At 72.8% G+C, this 18,950-nt stretch carries 19 protein-coding genes; 12 read left to right on the forward strand and 7 right to left on the reverse strand.

Annotated features, from left to right (window positions below):
- The first annotated feature begins 63 nt into the window (after positions 1 to 63).
- Together AB0C21_RS07580 and AB0C21_RS07585 are read left to right on the forward strand one after the other, a co-directional pair.
- Positions 64 to 711 carry a GNAT family N-acetyltransferase gene (locus tag AB0C21_RS07580; protein ID WP_500203222.1) on the forward strand — a complete coding sequence of 216 codons (648 nt, stop codon included), beginning with the start codon at positions 64 to 66 and terminating at the stop codon, positions 709 to 711.
- The gene (locus AB0C21_RS07585; RefSeq protein WP_500203223.1) at positions 708 to 1,469 is read left to right on the forward strand and encodes a class I SAM-dependent methyltransferase; all 762 of its coding nucleotides are present in this window, start codon (positions 708 to 710) and stop codon (positions 1,467 to 1,469) included. Before AB0C21_RS07580 ends, AB0C21_RS07585 begins: the two co-directional genes overlap by 4 nt.
- Before the next feature lie 10 nt (positions 1,470 to 1,479).
- Here AB0C21_RS07585 and AB0C21_RS07590 read toward each other — a convergent pair whose 3' ends face one another.
- Positions 1,480 to 2,538, reverse strand: coding sequence for an MBL fold metallo-hydrolase (locus AB0C21_RS07590; RefSeq protein WP_500203224.1), 1,059 nt, complete (start codon positions 2,536 to 2,538; stop codon positions 1,480 to 1,482).
- A gap of 131 nt (positions 2,539 to 2,669) precedes the next feature.
- Here AB0C21_RS07590 and AB0C21_RS07595 point away from each other — a divergent pair, with 131 nt between their 5' ends.
- On the forward strand, positions 2,670 to 3,443 hold the full coding sequence (locus tag AB0C21_RS07595; protein ID WP_500203225.1) for an SAM-dependent methyltransferase: 774 nt from the start codon (positions 2,670 to 2,672) through the stop codon (positions 3,441 to 3,443).
- On the opposite strand, the gene AB0C21_RS07600 is transcribed toward AB0C21_RS07595, so the two are convergent.
- Positions 3,440 to 4,207, reverse strand: a complete 768-nt coding sequence (locus AB0C21_RS07600; RefSeq protein WP_500203226.1) for an endonuclease/exonuclease/phosphatase family protein — start codon at positions 4,205 to 4,207, stop codon at positions 3,440 to 3,442. The two genes, AB0C21_RS07595 and AB0C21_RS07600, sit on opposite strands and share 4 nt — an antisense overlap.
- A 107-nt stretch (positions 4,208 to 4,314) precedes the next feature.
- Here AB0C21_RS07600 and AB0C21_RS07605 point away from each other — a divergent pair, with 107 nt between their 5' ends.
- Positions 4,315 to 5,421, forward strand: a complete 1,107-nt coding sequence (locus AB0C21_RS07605) for an LLM class flavin-dependent oxidoreductase (RefSeq protein ID WP_500203227.1) — start codon at positions 4,315 to 4,317, stop codon at positions 5,419 to 5,421.
- Positions 5,418 to 6,410 carry an AraC family transcriptional regulator gene (locus tag AB0C21_RS07610; protein WP_500203228.1) on the forward strand — a complete coding sequence of 331 codons (993 nt, stop codon included), beginning with the start codon at positions 5,418 to 5,420 and terminating at the stop codon, positions 6,408 to 6,410. The genes AB0C21_RS07605 and AB0C21_RS07610 overlap by 4 nt, the downstream gene beginning before the upstream one ends.
- A 1-nt stretch (position 6,411) precedes the next feature.
- Here the strand turns inward: AB0C21_RS07610 and AB0C21_RS07615 are convergent, their stop codons facing one another.
- Positions 6,412 to 8,214, reverse strand: a complete 1,803-nt coding sequence (locus AB0C21_RS07615; protein ID WP_500203229.1) for an SDR family oxidoreductase — start codon at positions 8,212 to 8,214, stop codon at positions 6,412 to 6,414.
- 76 nt (positions 8,215 to 8,290) lie between these two features.
- Positions 8,291 to 9,397, reverse strand: coding sequence for a CapA family protein (locus tag AB0C21_RS07620; protein WP_500203318.1), 1,107 nt, complete (start codon positions 9,395 to 9,397; stop codon positions 8,291 to 8,293).
- A gap of 213 nt (positions 9,398 to 9,610) precedes the next feature.
- On the opposite strand from AB0C21_RS07620, the gene AB0C21_RS07625 reads away from it, so the two are divergent.
- The 6 genes from AB0C21_RS07625 (at position 9,611) to AB0C21_RS07650 (ending at position 15,791) form a co-directional block, all read left to right on the forward strand.
- Positions 9,611 to 9,790 carry a hypothetical protein gene (locus AB0C21_RS07625; protein WP_500203230.1) on the forward strand — a complete coding sequence of 60 codons (180 nt, stop codon included), beginning with the start codon at positions 9,611 to 9,613 and terminating at the stop codon, positions 9,788 to 9,790.
- 172 nt (positions 9,791 to 9,962) lie between these two features.
- The gene (locus AB0C21_RS07630) at positions 9,963 to 10,580 is read left to right on the forward strand and encodes a Uma2 family endonuclease (RefSeq protein WP_500203231.1); all 618 of its coding nucleotides are present in this window, start codon (positions 9,963 to 9,965) and stop codon (positions 10,578 to 10,580) included.
- Positions 10,581 to 10,794: 214 nt separating this feature from the next.
- Positions 10,795 to 13,014, forward strand: a complete 2,220-nt coding sequence (locus AB0C21_RS07635) for a molybdopterin oxidoreductase family protein (protein WP_500203232.1) — start codon at positions 10,795 to 10,797, stop codon at positions 13,012 to 13,014.
- A gap of 106 nt (positions 13,015 to 13,120) precedes the next feature.
- Positions 13,121 to 14,035, forward strand: coding sequence for a Rieske (2Fe-2S) protein (locus tag AB0C21_RS07640; protein ID WP_149260104.1), 915 nt, complete (start codon positions 13,121 to 13,123; stop codon positions 14,033 to 14,035).
- Between the two features lie 384 nt (positions 14,036 to 14,419).
- Positions 14,420 to 15,100 (forward strand): SH3 domain-containing protein, encoded by a 681-nt coding sequence (locus tag AB0C21_RS07645; RefSeq protein ID WP_500203233.1) that lies wholly within the window; start codon positions 14,420 to 14,422, stop codon positions 15,098 to 15,100.
- A 4-nt stretch (positions 15,101 to 15,104) separates the two neighbouring features.
- Entirely contained in the window at positions 15,105 to 15,791 is a 687-nt protein-coding gene (locus AB0C21_RS07650) for a class F sortase (RefSeq protein ID WP_500203234.1), read from the forward strand.
- 55 nt (positions 15,792 to 15,846) lie between these two features.
- Here the strand turns inward: AB0C21_RS07650 and AB0C21_RS07655 are convergent, their stop codons facing one another.
- The 3 genes from AB0C21_RS07655 to AB0C21_RS07665 form a co-directional block, all read right to left on the reverse strand.
- Complete coding sequence (locus tag AB0C21_RS07655; RefSeq protein WP_149260107.1) at positions 15,847 to 16,086, reverse strand: DUF8836 family protein; 240 nt, start codon at positions 16,084 to 16,086, stop codon at positions 15,847 to 15,849.
- 89 nt (positions 16,087 to 16,175) lie between these two features.
- Complete coding sequence (locus AB0C21_RS07660) at positions 16,176 to 16,946, reverse strand: sulfite exporter TauE/SafE family protein (RefSeq protein ID WP_500203235.1); 771 nt, start codon at positions 16,944 to 16,946, stop codon at positions 16,176 to 16,178.
- A 106-nt stretch (positions 16,947 to 17,052) separates the two neighbouring features.
- Positions 17,053 to 17,841 carry an ABC transporter ATP-binding protein gene (locus tag AB0C21_RS07665; protein WP_149260109.1) on the reverse strand — a complete coding sequence of 263 codons (789 nt, stop codon included), beginning with the start codon at positions 17,839 to 17,841 and terminating at the stop codon, positions 17,053 to 17,055.
- A 225-nt stretch (positions 17,842 to 18,066) separates the two neighbouring features.
- Here AB0C21_RS07665 and AB0C21_RS07670 point away from each other — a divergent pair, with 225 nt between their 5' ends.
- Positions 18,067 to 18,834, forward strand: coding sequence for an Rv1486c family protein (locus AB0C21_RS07670; protein WP_500203236.1), 768 nt, complete (start codon positions 18,067 to 18,069; stop codon positions 18,832 to 18,834).
- Positions 18,835 to 18,950 lie beyond the last annotated feature (116 nt).

Raw genomic sequence — 18,950 nt, forward strand, 5'->3', positions numbered from 1 at the left:
ACGCCTTCCCCGCAATGACAAAAACAGGTGCCGGGAGGCGGCCGGAGGGGCCATGGTGAGGGGATGCTGGTCGATCATTTCCCGCCGCTCGGGCTGCGGCTGACGACGCCGCGGCTGGAGCTGCGCCTGCCTTCGCCCGAGGAACTCGCCGCGCTGGCCGACGTCGCCGCCGAGGGCATCCACGACCCGGAGACGATGCCGTTCCTGGTGCCGTGGACCGACCGTCCGCCCGCCGAGGTCGCGCGCGGCGTCGTCCAGCACCACTGGAGGAACCTCGCGGAGTGGACGCCCGAGAAATGGCAGCTCGACCTCACCGTGTTCCATGAGGGCGAAGTCGTCGGGCAGCAGTCCCTGTGGGCGCAGGACCTCGTCGTCCTCCGGCAGGTCGCGACCGGTTCGTGGCTCGGCCGCCGCCACCAGGGCAAGGGGATCGGCACCGAGATGAGGGCGGCCGTCCTGCACCTGGCCTTCGCGGGCCTGGACGCCGAGGAGGCCGTCTCCAGCGCCTTCGAGGGCAGCCACGCCTCGAACGCGGTGTCGCGCAAGCTCGGCTACCGCCCCAACGGCGTGGACCGCCATGTCGTCCGCGGGTCCATGACGATCGACCAGCGGTACCGGCTCACCCGGGAGGACTGGGAGCGGCACCGCACCGTCCCGGTCACGATCGAGGGCCTCGCCCCCTGCCGGACGATGCTGGGGCTTCCGAAATGACGGAGCGGACGTTCGAGGACCTGGTCGCCGAGGCCGGGACGGTCTCCGTGGCGGGCTGGGACTTCTCCTGGCTGGACGGCCGCGCGACGGAGCAGCGCCCGTCCTGGGGGTACCAGCGGCTGATGAGCGAGCGGCTTGGCCGCGCGCGGGCGGCGCTCGACATCGAGACCGGCGGCGGCGAGGTGCTCGCGGGAGCCGGGCGGTTCCCGCCCACGATGGCGGCGACCGAGTCGTGGCCGCCGAACATCGCCAAGGCCACCCGCCTCCTGCACCCCAGGGGCGCCGTCGTCGTCGCCGACTCAGGCGAGCCGCCGCTCCCGTTCGCCGACGAGGCGTTCGACCTGGTCGTCAGCCGCCATCCGGCCACGGTCCGGTGGGCCGAGATCGCGCGGGTCCTCGCCCCGGGCGGGACCTACTTCGCCCAGCACGTCGGCCCGGCGAGCGTCTTCGAGCTGACCGAGTTCTTCCTCGGACCCCAGCCCGAGGCGCGCCGTGCGCGGGACCCGGAGGTCGAGAGCGCCGACGCCCGGACCGCGGGGCTCGACATCGCTGACCTGCGTTCGGAGCGGCTCCGCATGGAGTTCTTCGACATCGGCGCGGTCGTCTACTTCCTGCGCAAGGTGATCTGGATCGTGCCCGGCTTCACCGTCGACGGCCACCACGACCGCCTGCGCGAACTGGACGCGCGGATCCGGCGCGACGGCGTTTTCACGGCCCACTCGTCCCGCACCCTCATCGAGGCCCGCAAGCCGTCGTGAGGCGGGCGCGCTACGCGGCGGCGCTCAGGCGGTAGGCGGTCCCGCTGCTGCCCTGCACCCAGGCGTCGGGCAGGGCGGCGGCCAGTGCGTGCTGGGCGCGCCAGCCGGTGCAGTGGCCCGGGACGACGAGTCCGGGCGCGAGGCCGGTGAGGGCGGCGACGGTGGGCGGGATGACCGGTTCGAAGGCCGGGCCGCCGAGGTGCAGCCCGCCGACGAGCGCGTACAGCCCGTCGACCCCCGTCAGGCGCTGCGCGTGCCGGACGATGTTGATCGCGCCCGCGTGGCCGCAGCCGGTCAGCACGACCAGCCCGCGGCCCCGGACGTGGACGACGAGCGCCTGGTCGTCGAGGACGAGCGGGTCGTGCACCCAGTCGGCGCCCGTCCAGGCCTGGTGCGGGGGCGGCATGCCGTGCTCGAACTCGGTGGTCCGGTCCACCTCGCCGGTGATCAGGACGCTGCCGTCCAGCAGCAGCGAGGGCTCGCGACGCTCGATGACCTCGAAGCCCTCCCCGTTCAGCGCCCGCTTGCTCAGCGTCGGCAGTTCCTCGACCTCCCGGCCGGGGACGGCGAGGCGGCGCCTCGTCCACACCAGCGGATGCAGGACCATCGGCAGCGAGCGCACGCCGAGCAGGCCCGCCATCCCCGCCAGCCCGCCCGTGTGGTCGAAGTGGCCGTGGCTGAGCACGACGCCCTGGACGTCGCCGAGGTCGACGCCGAGCCTGTCGGCGTTGGTGACCATCGCGTCGGGCGTCCGGCCGGTGTCGAACAGCAGCGTGGTCGAGCGGCCGGCCCGGCGCACCGTGACCAGCGCGGCGAACCCGTGCTCGGCGATCATCCCCGCGGTGGTGCGGCCGCCCTCGAACTGCGGCGCGGCCACGACGCCCGCGCCGGCCCGCGCCCGGCGGGTGCGCTCGTCATCGCCCAGCAGGGCGTCGTAGACGTTGTCGACCAGGGTGAGGATCTCGACCTCGTCGACCGGCTCCAGCGCGACGGGATCGACCGCCGCCCCGCGCACCTCGCGCGGCATCGACGCCGCGGCCTCCCCCGTCCCGCCGGCGGTCTCGCACATACCGGCAGCCTAACCGCCGGTCCGCGGGCCGCCCCCGCGCGACACGGGCGGCGTAGACTGAATGATCATGATTTGGACCGTTTAGGGAAGGTCGTGGCGGCGGGATGGCGGATTCCGGGGAAGCCTCGTCCGTGCCCGGTGTCGACACCGGCACACCGAGCGTGGCCCGCATGTACGACTACTTCCTGGGCGGCAAGGACAACTACGCCTCGGACCGCGCCGCGGCGGAGGCGGTCGCGCAGGCGCTCCCCACGGTCGAGGGGGTCGCCCGCGCGAACCGCGCGTTCCTCCAGCGCGCCGTCCGCCACGTGGCCGGGCTCGGCATCGACCAGTTCCTGGACATCGGCACCGGCCTGCCAACGCAGGGCAACGTGCACGAGATCGCCCGGGAGGAGCGGCCCGGCGCGCGGGTCGTGTACGTCGACAACGATCCGATGGTGACCGTCCACGCGCGGGCGCTGGTCGCGACGGACGAACTGACCGCGATCGTCCAGGCCGACATGCGCGAGCCGGACACGGTGCTGGACGATCCGCAGGTGCACGCGCTGATCGATTTCCGGCGTCCGCTCTGCGTGCTGTTCGTCGCCGTCCTGCACTTCCTCCATGACGAGGAGAACCCGGCCGCGCTCGTCCGGCGCTTCACCGACGCCCTGCCCGCGGGCAGCCACGTCATCCTGTCCCACGCGGCGCTGGAGGAGCAGCGCAACGTGCAGGTCGGGGAGACCTACCGGGCGCAGTCGGCGAGCGCGAGCCTGGTGGCCAGGACCCGCGACCAGGTGACGGCGCTCCTCGACGGCCTCACCATCCTGGACCCGGGCGTCGTCCGCCTGCACGAATGGCGCCCCTACGGCGGCGAGTACATCACCGACGCCGGCTGGACGGCCGTGGCCCGCAAGGACGGCTAGCCGACCGTGGCCGCGGCGGTGAGAGAGGCCTCGATCCCGTAGTGGTCGGACAGGACGGTCGAGCGGCCGCTGGGGAGCCTGACCTTCTCCTTGAAGACCAGGCGCGTCTTCGCCTCCATCCCCGGCCTGACCAGGAGCTGGTCAATGGCGCCGATCTCCGCGTAGTCGGGGCGGAAGGTCGGTTCCGTGTCGCCGCCGAATGCGTCCCGCAGCCCGGTGGCCGAGACGAAGTCCGCGAAGTAGGGGGAGTCGCGGGGGACGTTGAAGTCGCCCATCGCCACCAGCGGCTCCGCCTTCGGGATCCGGTCGACGGCGGCCGCCAGCCGGCGCAGCTCCGCCTGCTCGACCCGCGTGTAGACGTTGGACGGGGACCAGTCCATGTCGAGGTTCGCCGACAGGTGGGTGTTCACGACGGTCAGGTGGCCGCCGGGGAGCCGGATCCGGGTGAACAGGGCGCCCTTGCCCAGCAGCCATTCGGGACGGGCCGGACGGGCCGGAACGTATGGCACGAAGTGGCGACGGGTCACCGGATGGCGGGAGAGCGTCACCAGCCCGCCGCGCACGAGCGGGAAGAGCGGCGCGTAAGCGACGTGGGCATACGAGGGCGCGGCGCGGCGCAGCAGGCTCAGGACCCGCCACGAGATGACCTCCTGCAGGCAGACGACGTCGTAGTCCGACCGCTCGATCATTTCGGCCAGCACACCCATCCGGGCCCGGGCCTCGCCCTTGAACAGGGTGTTGAACGTGAGGACGCGCGCCTGCATGGCGGCCACTCTATGTCACCGCGTTGCCCAGCGCGGTGACGCCTTCGGATACTGGGCGCGACGACCGGACCGGTGACACCGGACACGCTTGACGGGAAAGGTTCTGCATGGGTTTCCAACTCGGTTTGTTCTCCCCCAACACCGAATCAGGGCTCGCCATCACGACCGCACCAGAGCGATGGCATGCGACCTGGGACGAGAACCTGCGGCTCGCGCGGATCGCGGACGAGGTCGGCATCGACTTCCTCCTCCCGGTCGCGCGCTGGACCGACTGGGGGCCGGACACCGACTTCCACCGCAGCGCCCTCGACCCGCTGGTGTGGGCGTCCGGGCTCCTCGCCCAGACGAGCCGGCTCCGCGTGTTCACCACCGTCCACACCGCGTTCCACCATCCCGTCGTCGCGGCCAAGCAGCTCGCGACCGCCGACCACCTCGGCAAGGGACGGGTCGGGCTGAACATCGTGGCCGGTTGGCACGCTCCCGAATACGAGATGTTCGGCCTCACGCTGCCAGGCGACCACGACACGCGCTACGCCCTCGCGCAGGAGTGGTGGGACGTCGTCAGGCGCATCTGGACGAGCGACGAGCCGTTCGACCACGAGGGGCGGTTCTTCCAGCTCAAGCATGTGGTGGGCAGGCCCAAGCCGTACAACGGGCACAGCCTCCCCGTCATCAACGCCGGGTCGTCCGCGCAGGGGCGGTCGTTCGCCGCGCGCAACGCCGACCGGGCGTTCACGGTCGTCGGCGGCCCGGAGGACGGGGCCGAGATCGTGAAGGCCATCCGCACCGAGGCCGCCTCCCACGGCCGGGAGGTCGGCGTCTTCACGCTCGGCCATGTCGTGTGCCGCCCCACGAGGGCGGAGGCCGAGGACTTCCTGCACTACTACGCCGACGAGCACGCCGACTGGCCCGCCGTCGACGAGGTGATGCGGCTGCAGGGGCTGCACGCGCAGTCGTTCACACCGGAGATGCTCCAGGTGTACCGGGACAGGTTCGCGGCCGGGCACGGCAGCTGCCCGCTGGTCGGCGACCCCGACGACGTCGCGGACGGCCTCGCGGACTTCGCTCGTGCGGGATTCGACGGTATCGCTCTGTCGTTCCTCAATTACGCTGACGAACTGGGCTACTTCGCCGCCGAGGTCATGCCGCGGCTGCGCGCCCGAGGTGTTCTGCCCGTCGCCCATCAGGAAACGGCTCCCCCACCAGGACGATGACTTCAACCGCGACAAAGCCGCCCCTGTCCGCCCATCGGCGCGTCGTCAGCAAGGACATCGGAGTCCTGCACGACACGGTCGAACCGTTCGCCGTCGGCCACGACCTCCAGGCACTCGAACCCGACGTGCCGATGGACGGCCTGGTCAACGCCCTCGGCGTGGGATCGGTGAACCTCGTCTGGGTGCGGTACGGGGGCGGCGGCGTCATCGTCGACACACCGCCCACGGAAGGCCATTTCGCCATGTGCGCGCCGATCGCGCCCATGGGCGTCGAGTACCGGGCCTCCAAGCGCCGCGAGACCGCCGGGGGCAGCCTCGTCCTCTCGCACGACGAGGCGATGCGGATGACGCCGCATCCGACGGACGGCTGCCTGGTCATCGCGACGAGCACCGGGCGGCTCGCCGACCATCTGGGCGCCCATCTCGGACGCGACCACACCGCGCCGCTGCGCTTCCACGACCCCGGCGAGCAGGGCCTCGTGCCGTCCTCGATCGTCGAACGCACCTGGCGGTACGTGTGCGACGTCCTGGACGACGCGGCGGCGCAGGGCGGGCTCCATCCGCTGGCCGAGCGCAGCCTGGAGGAGTCGCTGCTCACGGCGGTCCTCCTCGGCCTGCCGCACACGGGCACGCCGAGCCTCGCGGAGCCCGCCGGCCGGGTCCCCCACCATCTGGCCGGGATCATCCGGGAGTGGGTCGAGGCGCACCACCACCGCCCGATCGGGGTCACGGACATCGCGGCGGCCGTGGGGCTCGGCGTCCGGCAGCTCCAGGCCGTCTGCCAGACCGAGTGGGGCCTGACGCCGACGCAGCTCCTGCGCGGCGTGCGGCTCGACCGCGCCCGCGCCGCGCTCACCGTCGCCCGGCCCGGGCCCCGCACCATCACCGACGTCGCCGGGGCCGCCGGATACCTCCACATGAGCCGTTTCGCCGCCCACTACCGGCAGCGCTTCGGGGAGACGCCCTCGCAGACCCTGATGCGGACCTGAGTCAGTCCCGCTCGAGGCCCGCCAGGATGCGGTCCCCGGCGCGGCGCCCGATGCGGGCCAGGGCCCTGTTCGCGGTGGGCGACACGCGGGAGAGCGCGCGGCCGAAGCGCGCCTCGGCGGTCACGTGCACCACCGGCCTGTCCTGCCGGACGGCCCGCAGGATGGCCCGCGCGACCTTCTCCGGCGCGAATCCCCGGCGCTCGGACGCCCGCCCGAGCCGCTCGCGCAGCTCGGTCTCCGCGCCGCGCGGCAACCCGACGAAACGGGTCCTGCCGACGATGGGCGTATCGATCACCCCGGGGCAGATGGCCGAGACGCCGATCCCGTAGCGGTCGAGGTCGAGCCGGAGGCCCTCGGTCATCTGCAGGACGGCGGCCTTGGTGGCGCCGTAGGCGGGCATCTCCGGGCTGGGCAGGTAGGCGGCCATCGACGAGAGGTTGACGATGTGGCCCCACTCGCCGCGTTCCACCATCTGGCGGCCGAACAGGCGGGAGCCCCGGTACATGCCGTCCAGGTTGATGGAGCGGATGCGGTTCCACTCCTCCTCGGACGTGTCGAGCAAGGAGCCCGCGATGGCGATGCCCGCGTTGTTCACCACGATGTCGGGCACGCCGAACACGTCCCGGACGTAGTCGGCGAACCGCTCCATCGCCTCGGCGTCGGCCACGTCGACCCCGTAGACGTGCGCTTCGCCGCCGGCCGCCTGGATCTCATCGACCGTTCGCTTGGCGGCGCCTTCGTCGATGTCCGCCGCGACCACGCGGGCGCCTTCGGCGGCGAAGGCGTGGGCGGTGGCGCGTCCGATCCCGCTGCCCGCCCCCGTGACGACGACGAGGTCGCCGCCGAAGTCCTTGCCGGGACGTCCTGCCGCGCGCGCGTGGGCGAGGCCAGGGGTCTCCGGCCCGCCCTCGATGTGCTCCACGAACTCGCCGATCCAGCGGGCGACGAGATCGGGATGGCTGCGCGCAACCCAGTGCCCGGCCGGTGCGCGCCGTACGTACAGGCGCTCCACGGGCCCGCGCGCGGACAGCAGGAGCGACTGCGAGCCGTAGCGGTCCTTGACGGGGACGATGAGCTGGACGGGGACGTCCGTCCGCCCGTCCCCGGACGTGCCCTCGCCCCGGCCCGCGCCCCGGCCCGCGCCGGCGCGGCCCATGTTGGCGCGGTACAGGCCGAGCCCGTTGCGGGCGTCCGCGGCCAGCGTGCCGGCCGGATGCCCGGAGCGCGGTTCGGTGCCCTCGCGCAGCCGCATCGTCCGGCCGAACCCGGCCGCGAGCACCCGGGCCGCGGCCTCGCCCGCCCGGGGCGCCATCAGGACCGGCATGTAGACGCTGCGCCGCGCCTGCCCGAGCACCTCCGCGACGCCCCGCGGCCCGGACCGGACGGCCTCCCTGGCCCAGCGGGCCATGTGCCGCCGGTCCGGCCCGGAGATCGAGGTGAACGAGGCGATGCGGCCGCGCAGCCGGTCCCCGATGACGGCCTCCCAGCCCTGCACCGAGCCCCAGTCGTGCCCCACCAGGTGGACGGGCTCGTCGGCGCCCACGCCGTCCAGGACGGCCTCCAGGTCGCCCATGAGCGCGTCCAGCCGGTAGTCCAGCGGGTCGGCGGGAGCGCCGGACGCGCCGGCCCCTCGCACGTCGTAGGCGACGACGCGGAACCGCCCGGCGAGCCGCTCGGCGACCTCGTCCCACATCGCGCCGGTGTCGGGGTAGCCGTGGACGAGCACGACCGTCGGCCGGTTCTCCACGCCCCGCACCCGCACGGCCAGCTCGATCTCGCCCGACCTCACCCGCTGGTCACGCATCAGCCCGCCCGCCTGTCCCTAGGAGCCCGTTTCCCGTGAAACTACGCCCCTCAAGCGGCCTGTCCAGAGAGTTACCTCAGGAAGGGCGCGCGCTAAGGCCGGTGCACGAACGCAGGCCGTTCCAGCGCTGGACCTCCGCCTTGGCGGCGGCGCCCTTCATCGGGATGGGGATGCCGCCGGAGATGAGGGCGGGGCTCCACTTGTCCTTGGTGACCTTGCCGTTCACGACCTTGAGGAACAGCACGCCCGACTTCGCCGTCTGGCCCCGCGCCGAGGAGAACACGAAGTTGCCCATGCCGTAGTGGACGTAGGCGCCGTTCATGTAGCCGCCGCCCAGCGGGATGTGCGCGTGTCCACCGACCACCACGTCGGCACCCGCCTCGACGAGCGCCTTGGCGAGCTCCTGCTGCCGGGGCAGCGGGCACCCCTTCAGCTCGGCGCCCCAGTGCAGGTGCACGATGACGACGTCCGATCCTTGGCGCGCCTCCTTCACCGCCTTCACCATGCGCGGGATGTCCTTGGCGGAGGCGAGGCCGCCCTTGGCGTCGGTGGCCGTCCACGCCTGGATCAGGTTGTCGTCCAGCACCTGCGTGGCGCCGACGATGGCGATCCTGTTGCCCTTCACGGTGACGCGGTACGGGCGGTAGGCGGCATCCGCGTTCTTGCCGATGCCGACCACCGGGAACCGGCTGCGCTTGATGGCGGCCAGGGAGTCGCGCAGGCCGCCCTCCATGTAGTCCATGCCGTGGTTGTTGGCCATGGAGGCCACGTCCACGCCCGCCGCCTTCAGGGCCGTGAACGCGGTGGCCGGCGCCCGGAAGGTGAACTGCTTGCCGGGCGCGGGCGTACCACCCGTCGTGATCGCCGTTTCCAGGTTCACCATGGCGAGGTCCGCGGCGCGCAGCTGCTTGGCGACCGGCCCGAGCGCGGTGGACGGGTTGGCCAGCCGCCCCCGCAGCGACCCCTCGAAGTGCGTGTCGCCGCCGAAGGCGATCAGGATCGGCTGCTTGGCGGCCTTGGGCTGCCGCGTCCCGTCCCCGCCCTGCCCCTGGCCTTTCGGCGACGCCGGGGGCGTGGCGCCCTCCGCCTTGGACTTGTCGGATCCGCCGCACGCCGCCGCGGCCAGCGCCACCCCGGCCGCGACCAGGACCGCCGTTCCCCGCAAGCCCGTCTTCCCCCGCATGGCCATCGCCTCGCCTCCGTCCGGCCCCCCATGGACCTCCGCGTCGGGTCGGCCCAGCATGCCACGAGCGCGCCGAGCCCTGACAAAGACGCACGAGTCTTTGTCTTGAGCCGTTCTTGTTTACGGGGATAGGTTGACCCGCATGACCGCATCCGAGACGCCGAGGCCCCGCACCCGATGACCGTGGCGAGCCCGGCCCGTCCGGAGGGCCGCGTGGGCGACACCCGCCGCCTGGTGTGCCGGAGCTGCGGAGCGGCCGAGGACGCCGACCGCGCCGCGGCGCACGCCCCCTGCCTGGAGCCGCCGGCCGGCACCGGCTTCCGGATCGAGGCGGCCGAGGTCACTTTCCGGGGCCTGTGCCCCGCGTGCCGTCCCGCCGTCGAGGGCGACTGACCACCACCGGAGGGGACGCCCGGCCTCGGGGCACCCCCTCACCGGGGGGAGCGGCCGGACCACCTCCCACCGGCCGCTCCCCCTCCGCCCGCGCATGCGTCCTCCCTCGTCGCAGGCCCGGCCGCGTATAGGCTCTGGCCAGGTACCGGACCACATACCGAGGAGCATGATCATGCCCCTTCCCGCGTGGGCGACAGACCCTTACAGCCTCCTGGTCACCGAGGAGGAGTACGAGGCGCTGCCCGCGGAGGTGTGCAGGTCGATCGAGGTGGTGGACGGAGCCGTCGTCGTCTGTGCGTCACCGTCGCCCAGGCACCAGCGCATCCTGCGAAATCTCACCCGCGCCCTCGTGGACGCCCGGCCGAGCGGCGGGCCGTGCATCGATGTGCTGCCGGACACCGACATGTTCTACGTCGAGCAGAACGCTCATGGATCCGACAAAGGGCAGTGGTTCACCATGCGCCGCCCCGACATCAGCGTTCTGTACTGCCTGGAAGGAACGGCAAGGCTGACGAGCGCGAATGTCTTCACGACCGTGGAGATCGCGGGAGCGGACAGCAGGCAGCGCGATTTCCAGGACAAGAAGGCGGAATACGCGGGACAGCGCATCCCCGTATACCTCATCGTCGTCCTGGACGCCAGCGAAGCGATCAGCGTTGTGGAGGAGTACCGGCTCGACTGGTCGGGCCGCAGCTACCAGCTCGCCGCCGTCCATCATCGTGTCCTCAGCACCGAACTGCCTGAGGGGATGAAGGTGAACGTGGCGTTCTCGGAGTTGGAAGGCGTGTGACACCGCGGGCGGCCTGCGGCTCCAGAAGATCACCGGACGCGGTGTGAGCGGCCCGGCGGTCCCGGGGCGGGCGAACCGGGGGCCCGCGGTTGGCAAATGGGGCTTTGTGGCAAAGTAACTCCGTTGTGCCTTTATGGGCCATGCCCGGCCATGGCGTCCGCGCGGACGGGCGGGTCATGATGGGGAGACGGTCCCGTTCACAAGGAGTGTCCCGATGGGCGACCGCACGGCCTTCCGCACCTGCCCCCTCTGCGAAGCCCTGTGCGGGCTCGAACTGACCCTCGACGAGGCGGGGACGGTCAAGCGTGTCCGCGGGGACGAGAAGGACCCGTTCAGCAAGGGCTTCATCTGCCCCAAGGGGGCGACGCTCGGGAGCCTCGACGGGGACCCCGACCGGCTGGCCGAGCCGCTCGTGGCGGGGGAGACCGCAGGGTGGGACGAAGCGTTCGAGGCCGTCAGGCGCGGGCTGTCGGAGGTCGTCGCGCGGCACGGGCGCGACGCCGTCGCCGTCTACATCGGCAACCCGACCGCCCACTCGATCGCCGGGCCGCTGTACGGGAGCGCGGTCGTGAAGGCGCTCGGCACCCGCAACCTCTACACGGCGAGCACCGCCGACCAGATGCCGAAGCACGTGGCGTGCGGGCACATGTTCGGCGACCCTTTGGCGATCCCCGTGCCCGACCTCGACCGCACCGAGCACCTGCTCATGCTGGGCGCGAACCCGCTGGAGTCGAACGGCAGCCTCGCGTCCGCGCCCGACTTCCCGGGCCGGCTCAAGGCGATCCGGGCCCGCGGCGGCAAGATCACCGTGGTCGACCCGCGCCGGACGCGGACGGCCGCCCTCGCCGACGAGCACGTCTTCATCCGCCCGGGGACGGACGCGTTCTTCCTGATGGCGCTCGTCCACACCCTGTTCGCCGAGGACCTGGTCAGGTCCGCCGAGCACCTGGCCGGGCGCGTCAACGGCCTGGACGACCTGCGCGCCCTCGCCGTCGACTTCGCCCCCGAGGACGTCGCGGACGCCACCGGCGTCCCGGCCGCGGTGATCCGCAGGACGGCGCGCGAGCTGGCCGCCGCCGACCGCGCCGCCGTCTACGGCCGCATCGGGACGTGCACGCAGGCCTACGGGACGCTGAACAGCTGGCTCGTGGACGTCCTGAACGTCCTCACCGGGAACCTCGACCGGCCGGGCGGCGCGATGTTCCCGCGGCCCGCCCACGCGCCGGTGTACCGGCGCAAGAAGCCGTTCACGACCGCGCGGTGGCGCAGCCGCGTGCGCGGACTGCCCGAGGTCAACGGCGAGCTGCCCGTCGCGACGCTCGCGGACGAGATCGAGACGCCCGGCGAGGGGCAGGTCAGGGCGCTGATCACGATCGGCGGCAACCCGGCCCTGTCGGCGCCGAACGCGGCCCGGCTCGACCGCGCGCTCGCCGGCCTGGAGTTCATGGTCAGCATCGACCCCTACCTGAACGAGACGACGCGGCACGCCCACGTGGTGCTGCCGCCGCCGCGCCCCGCGCAGACCCCGCACTACGACATCGCGCTGACCGGGCTCGCCGTCCGCGACTACGCGCGCTACTCGCCGCCGGTCGTCCCGCTGCCGGACGGGCGGCCCAGCGAGGCCGAGCTCCTCGCTCGGCTCGCCATGGCCGCCTCCGGCACGGACGGCGACCCCGCCCTGCTCGACGAGATGATCATCAAGTCGACGCTGGCGAAGGCCGTCGCGATCCCCGGTTCCCCGGTGCACGGCCGCGAGCCCGACGAGCTGCGCAAGATGCTCGACACCGGCACCCTCACCGAGCAGCGGCTCGACATGATGCTCCGCCTCGGCCCCTACGGCGACGGGTTCGGCGCCGAGCCCACCGGCCTCACGCTCACGCGGCTGCGCACCGAGCACCCGCACGGCCTCGACCTCGGCGCGCTCAAGCCGCGCCTGGACGAGGTCCTGTGCACCACGTCCGGCCGGATCGAGCTGTGCCCGTCCACGTGCGCCGCCGACGTCGACCGCCTGCGCTCCGCCCTGCGCGACCCGGGGACGTCCGGCGGGACGGTCCTGATCGGGCGCCGCCACCTGCGGTCCAACAACAGCTGGCTGCACAACGTCCCCGAGCTGGTGCGCGGCTCCAACACCTGCACCCTCCAGCTCAACCCCGCCGACGCCGAGCGGCTCGGCGTCGCCGCGGGCGACACCGTCCGCGTGACGTCCCGGGCGGGCGCGGTGGAGGCCGTCGCCGAGCCCACCGACACGATCATGGCCGGGGTGGTCAGCCTGCCGCACGGATGGGGCCACGACCGCCCCGGGACGAGGACGCGGGTGGCGAGCCGGCACGCGGGAGTGAACGTCAACGCGGTCACCGACGAGCAGGAGATCGACCCGCTCTCGGGCAACGCGGTCCTCAACGGAGTCCCCGTCACCCTGGAGGCGGCGCGCTGAGCCGTTGTTTAGCCCCTCCCGGCACCAGGTAGGTATGACTGGCCGCGGAGGAACGCGGGAGACTAGGGTCGCAACAGGCGTCCCATCAGGACCGCGGAGGAGGGGCATGAACCGACGGGTCAACATCTTCCGGCGTGGGACGAGCCCCCAGGCGACCGCGCGGCTGGCCGACGCGACCGAGGGGCTGGAGCACGCCCGCGCCCTGGACCGCCCCATCCGGACGATCTCCGGGGCCGTGCGGCGGGTCCTGCGTCCAGGGCCGCTCAAGGACGCCCTGCACGGCGTCCCGGTCGGCCACCCCGCCCATCCGCCGCTCACCGACCTGCCCATCGGGCTGTGGATGTCGGCCGCCGTGCTGGACCTCATGCCCGGCACGCGGCGCGCCTCGCAGGTGCTGGTCGCCGCCGGGCTCGCCGGCGCGGTCCCGACCGTCCTCACCGGCATCGCCGACTGGTCCGCCCTGCACCGCGAGCAGCAGCGCGTCGGGCTCGTCCACGCCGCCGGTACGGCCACCGCGAGCATGCTGTACTCGGCGTCGTTCGTGGCCCGCTACCAGGGCCGGGACGCCGCCGGGCGCGCGTTCGGCTTCGCGGGCCTCGGCGCCCTCGTCGCGGGCGCCTACCTCGGCGGGCACCTGGCGTTCCGGCAGGCCGCCGGCGCCAGCCACGCCGACCAGCTCGCCCACCTGGTCCCCCTCGGATGGCACGACCTGTGCGCCGTCGAGGACCTCCCGGACGGGTGGCCCGTCTCCCGGCGCCTCGGCTACATCGACCTGTTCGTGCTGCGTCGGGGCGAGGAGGTGCACGTCCTCGCCGACCGCTGCAGCCACCTCGCCGGACCGCTCCACCAGGGCCGCATCCTCACCGACGACGAGGCCGACGCCTGCGTCGTGTGCCCGTGGCACGGCAGCACGTTCCGCGTGGCGGACGGCTCCGTCGTCCACGGCCCGGCCACGGCCCGCCAGCCGTCCTTCGAGACCCGCGTGACCGAGGAGGGCACCCTCCAGGTCCGCCCGACCTGACCTCTCCCGCGTAAGGCGCTCGCGCAGGCGCGCGGGCGCCTTCGCGCATGCCCGCACGCGCGCCTCACACGGCCCCGCCGCCTTCCGGGCTTGCGGCCGCATGTCCGAACGCTGGGGAGATCATCTGGTTTTCCCATATTGACCCCTTAAGAGGGGGAATAGTTGTCCACTATGTGGCTTTCGCCAGCGGTATGAAGATTGCAATTGGCCGTTCTGCGACAAAGCCTTCACGGTGGGCACTGATCACTAAACCCAATGTTTGCGACCTGGACGACATGCGTGGAATTCCCCTCGGGAAGCGTGATCAAGGAAACCATGCCGGACACCTCCGGCATCGAAGATCATTTCGTGGGGGGAAGTATGAGGACGAGCACGCGAACCGGCATGGCACTCGCCGTGGCCGGTGCGGCGAGCGGACTGACGCTGCTGTCCGGCGGCGCGGTCGCCGGCGCGGCCACCGCGCACACCACCGAGGCGGCGACCACCGTGAACCAGGCGGCCGCCCCGCTCCCGGCCTGCCGGTACGCGGTCACCGCCAAGCACGGCCTGGCGGTCCGCATGGGCCCGGGCGTGAAGTTCCACCAGGTCGGCACCCTGAAGTACGGCGCCCACATCACCGCGGACTGCAAGAACAGCGGCTGGACCCAGCTGCGCGGCGGCGTCCCGTCGGCCTGGATCGGCAAGTGGGTCTCCCGGACCTACCTCAAGCCGCTCGGCTGCGGGTACACCGCCGTCGCCAAGCACGGCCTGGCGGTCCGCACCGGCCCGGGCGTGAAGTACCCGCAGGTCGGCACCCTGAAGTACGGCACCCGCGTCAACGCGGACTGCAAGAGCAAGAACGGCTGGGTCCGGCTGTACGGCGGCGTCCCGCAGGCCTGGATCGGCAAGTGGGTCTCCAGCAAGTACCTCCGGTCGGGCCACCCGGTGGGCGGGGTCCGCGCCGGTGGCGGCGGCACCTCGATGGCGGGCTTCCCGATGCTGGCCGGCGCCGGCGCCGGAGTCCTCGCCCTGGGCGGCGGCATCGCCGTCGTCACCCGTCGCCGCCAGGTGAAGGGCGTTTCCTGAGCCCATGGACAGGAGAAGGCGCGACGGCCGGCCGAGCCGGACCCCGTATCGGCTGGCCGCCGCGCTCATCGCGACGGGGACCGCGATGTTCGTCGTCGGACTGGTGCGCGACCACGCCGGTCCGCCGCCGCAACCGCCGTCCTCGGATCTCGTACTGCCCGGCCCCAGAAGCGCGGAGCCGACACCCGCCATCGCCTTTCCGCGGTCGATTCCGAAACGGATCAAAATACCGTCCATCAAGGTCGACGCGCCGATCCGTCCCGTCGCCACCGAGCGGGACGGGACGCTCGGCGTGCCGCCGCTCAGCCGCGTCCGGGAGGTGGGCTGGTGGAAGGAGGGCCCGACGCCGGGCGAGGACGGCAACAGCGTGCTCGTCGGCCACGTCGACTCCAAGACCGGCCCCGGCGCCTTCTACAGCCTCGGAGCACTCCGTCCGGGCCGCAGGATCGAGGTCGTCCGCGGGGACGGCACGTCACCTGCCTTCCGCATCGACCGGATCCAGCGCGTCGACAAGGACAGGTTCCCCGCCGACAGCGTCTACGGACAGCAGGCCGGGCCGGAACTGCGCCTGATCACCTGCGGCGGGAAGTTCGACCGCAAGCGGGGGCACTACCTGGACAACGTCATCGTCTACGCGACCCTGATCCCCGGCCCGCGGAACGCCGCTCCGGAGACCCGGCGCAACTCCTGACCGGGGGGCCGGCGGCGCCGGGACCGGGCAGTGCCCGGCGGCCGCCGGTCCGCGGTCAGCCGGGGGGCTCGGCGCCGTCGGTGGCCACGGGGTGCTCCACCAGGGCCAGCACCCGGCTCGCCATGAAGCGGGCCGTGCGGACGGGCGTGCCCGTCCGGGTGACCTCGCTGACCTCCACGACGCCGCGCCGCGTCGCGACCTCCACGCGGCGCCCCGCCCGGCTCGCCGCGACCTCGTACGTCCGCGTCCCCTCGCCCCCGGCGTCGATCACGATCTCGACCCTGTCGCCCTTCATCCGCGCGAACCTCCGGTAGTCGAACGTATATTCGACTTATACCCGGAACATCAGGTCGGCAACCGTTACAAACAGGGCGAAACCCCTGGTCAGGCGAGAAGATTGACGATCGCGACGACGCCCACGACGACGATGACGGCGCGCAGCGCCAACGGCGGGATGCGGCGGCCGACCGAGGCCCCGATCATGCCTCCGCAGGTGGACCCGGCGGCGATGAGCAGGACGACCCACCAGTTGATCTCGGCGCGGCCGAGCAGCCACATGAGCGTGAACAGGATCGCGGCGGTGCCGTTCACGACGGCCGACAGGACGTTCTTGCCCGCGTTCAGGCGCTGGAGGTCGTCGTCCAGCATGATGCCGAGGAGGGCGATGAGGATGATGCCCTGCGCGGCGCCGAAGTAGCCGCCGTACATGCCCGCGAGGAGCACGCCGACCCACAGCGCCGGGCCCCCGTGGGGGCGGTGCTCACCCTCGCGGCGCCGCAGCATCCACTTCTGCAGGCGCGGCTGCACGACCACGAGCACCAGCGCGATGATGATCAGCGCGACGACGATGACGTTGAACGCCTCGGGAGGCAGGCCCAGCAGGAGCAGGCCGCCGATCACCGCCCCGATGAAGGAGCCGGTGGCGAGCCGCGTCAGCCGGCCGCGCTGCCCCTTCAGCTCGTGGCGGTAGCCGTAGGCGCCCGTCACGCCGCCCGGGACGAGCCCGATGTTGTTGGAGATGTTCGCGACCACGGGCGGGTAGCCGAGCGCGACCAGGGTCGGGAAGGTGATCAGGGAGCCGGACCCGACGACGGTGTTGATGCCTCCGGCGGCCACACCGGCCGCGAAGACGGCGACCGCGTCCAGCAGATTCACGTCCGCCCCATCCCCTTGCTCCGAGTTCCCGACGGTGCGCACATCGTAGGGAACCCGCCGCGGAGCCCCACCGGTCGGGGGGTGTTATGTGGCGTGCTGACCCGATTCAGCGGGCCGAGCGGGCGTACCAGCGGCCGTTCTGGCGGTCGATGGCGAGCGGAAGCCCGAAGGTCTCCGACAGATGCTCGGGGGTGAAGACCTCGTCCACCTTGCCCTGCGCGACGATCCCGCCGCCGCGCAGGAGCAGCGCGTGGGTGAAGCCCTCCGGGACCTCCTCCACATGGTGGGTGACCATCGCCATGGCGGGCGCGGCAGGGTCGTCGGCGAGGGCGGCGAGGCGGGCGACGAGGTCCTCGCGGCCGCCGAGGTCGAGACCGGCGGCGGGCTCGTCCAGCAGCAGCAGCTCGGGATCGGGCATCAGCGCGCGGGCGATCTGGACCCGCTTGCGCTCGCCCTCCGACAGCGTGCTGAACGTGCGGCGGATCAGGTCGGCGCAGCCGAGGGCGTCGAGCAGTGCCACCGCCCGGTCGAGGTCGGTGGAGTCGTACTCCTCCCGCCAGCGGCCGAGGATCGCGTACGAGGCGGTCAGCACGAGGTCGAGGACCGTCTCACCGGCCGGGACCTTCTCCGCGAGGGAGGAGCTGGCGAGGCCGATGCGGGGACGGAGCTCGAACACGTCGGTGCGGCCGAGCTCCTCCTCCAGGATCTCGACGCTGCCCTCGGTGGGATGCAGCATCGCGGCGGCGACCTGCAGCAACGTGGTCTTGCCCGCGCCGTTCGGACCGACGATGACCCACCGGTCGCCCTCGTTCACCGTCCACGTGACGTCCTGCAGAAGGGCGGCCGCGCCGCGCCTGACCCCGACTCCGCGGAGTTGAAGTACCTCGCCTGCCATCGCGCGCCTTCGTCCCCAATCCGGTGGTCCGTGCTCCCGCTTGCAGGAAAGAACCTATGCGATTCGGGGCGTCCGTGGCCCCCGGGAGCGCACCCGGAGTCCGCCTCCGGTACCCGCCCGCAACGCGAGAGGTCCCTTACGTGCGGTGGCACCGGCGATCTGAGCGCTTATCGTGGATCGCATGCCCATTACGGAACGCACGAGACCGAGAATGAGCACGGACGTATGAGCAGGGCCGTCGCGATCGCCCTCGTCGCCTGGGGCAATGCCTGGCTGACGGGGCACGTCGGCCTGGACGAGGCGGTCGACGAGATCGAGAAGAGCGCGGGCCCGCAGATCGTCGGTGGCGAGCCCGCCGAGGTGACGCTGCGGCGCGGCCTCGGCGACCTGCGCGTCGGCGGGCTCGCTGCGCTGCGGCTGGCGCTGCCGGAACCGGGCGACCCGCTGGGGCTGACCGGGCCGCCGTCCTTCAACCGCGCGGCGATCGATGCGGGCGCCGCCGTCGTCGCCGTCCTCGACGGGCGGGCGATGGGGCTCGTCCCCTCGGTGGACCGGCGCGGCTCGTCCTACGTCGGCGTCCGCTGGACGACGCACGACGCGTCGGCGGCCCCGCCCGACGTCCCGTCCCTGGCGGAGGCCGACCACCGGCTCACCCTCGCCATGCGGGACGCCACCGAGGCGCTGCTGGCCGTCGACGACTTCGCCGGCGTGCCGCCCGAGATCGCGGACGCGCTGGTCGACCTGCGCGACCCCGACCGCGGCGACCATCCGCTGGCCCCCGGCTACCCGCCCCGCGCCCACCGCGTCGCCGCTCTCGCCGGCCGCCTCTCCCTCGTCGTCGACCTCGCCAGGCAGATGGACGACCGCGGCCTCAGCGCCGACCAGATGAGGCGCCGCGACGAGGCCCTCCGCCTGCTGGACGGCGCGGTCCGCCGCGCCCTGGTGGCGGCTTGTAATAGTGCGTTCGATCCGGTTTCTGGAGCGGAGCGCTAGCGGAGCGGAGGGAACCGGATCGGACCCGCTCTTGCCGGGGGGTGTGGGGGGTCGCCCCCCACAGTGAAACGACCGGTTTCCGGAGCGGAGCGCTAGCGGAGCGCAGGGAACCGGAT

The organism is Spirillospora sp. NPDC049024, from assembly GCF_040649235.1.
Lineage (GTDB): Bacteria > Actinomycetota > Actinomycetes > Streptosporangiales > Streptosporangiaceae > Spirillospora.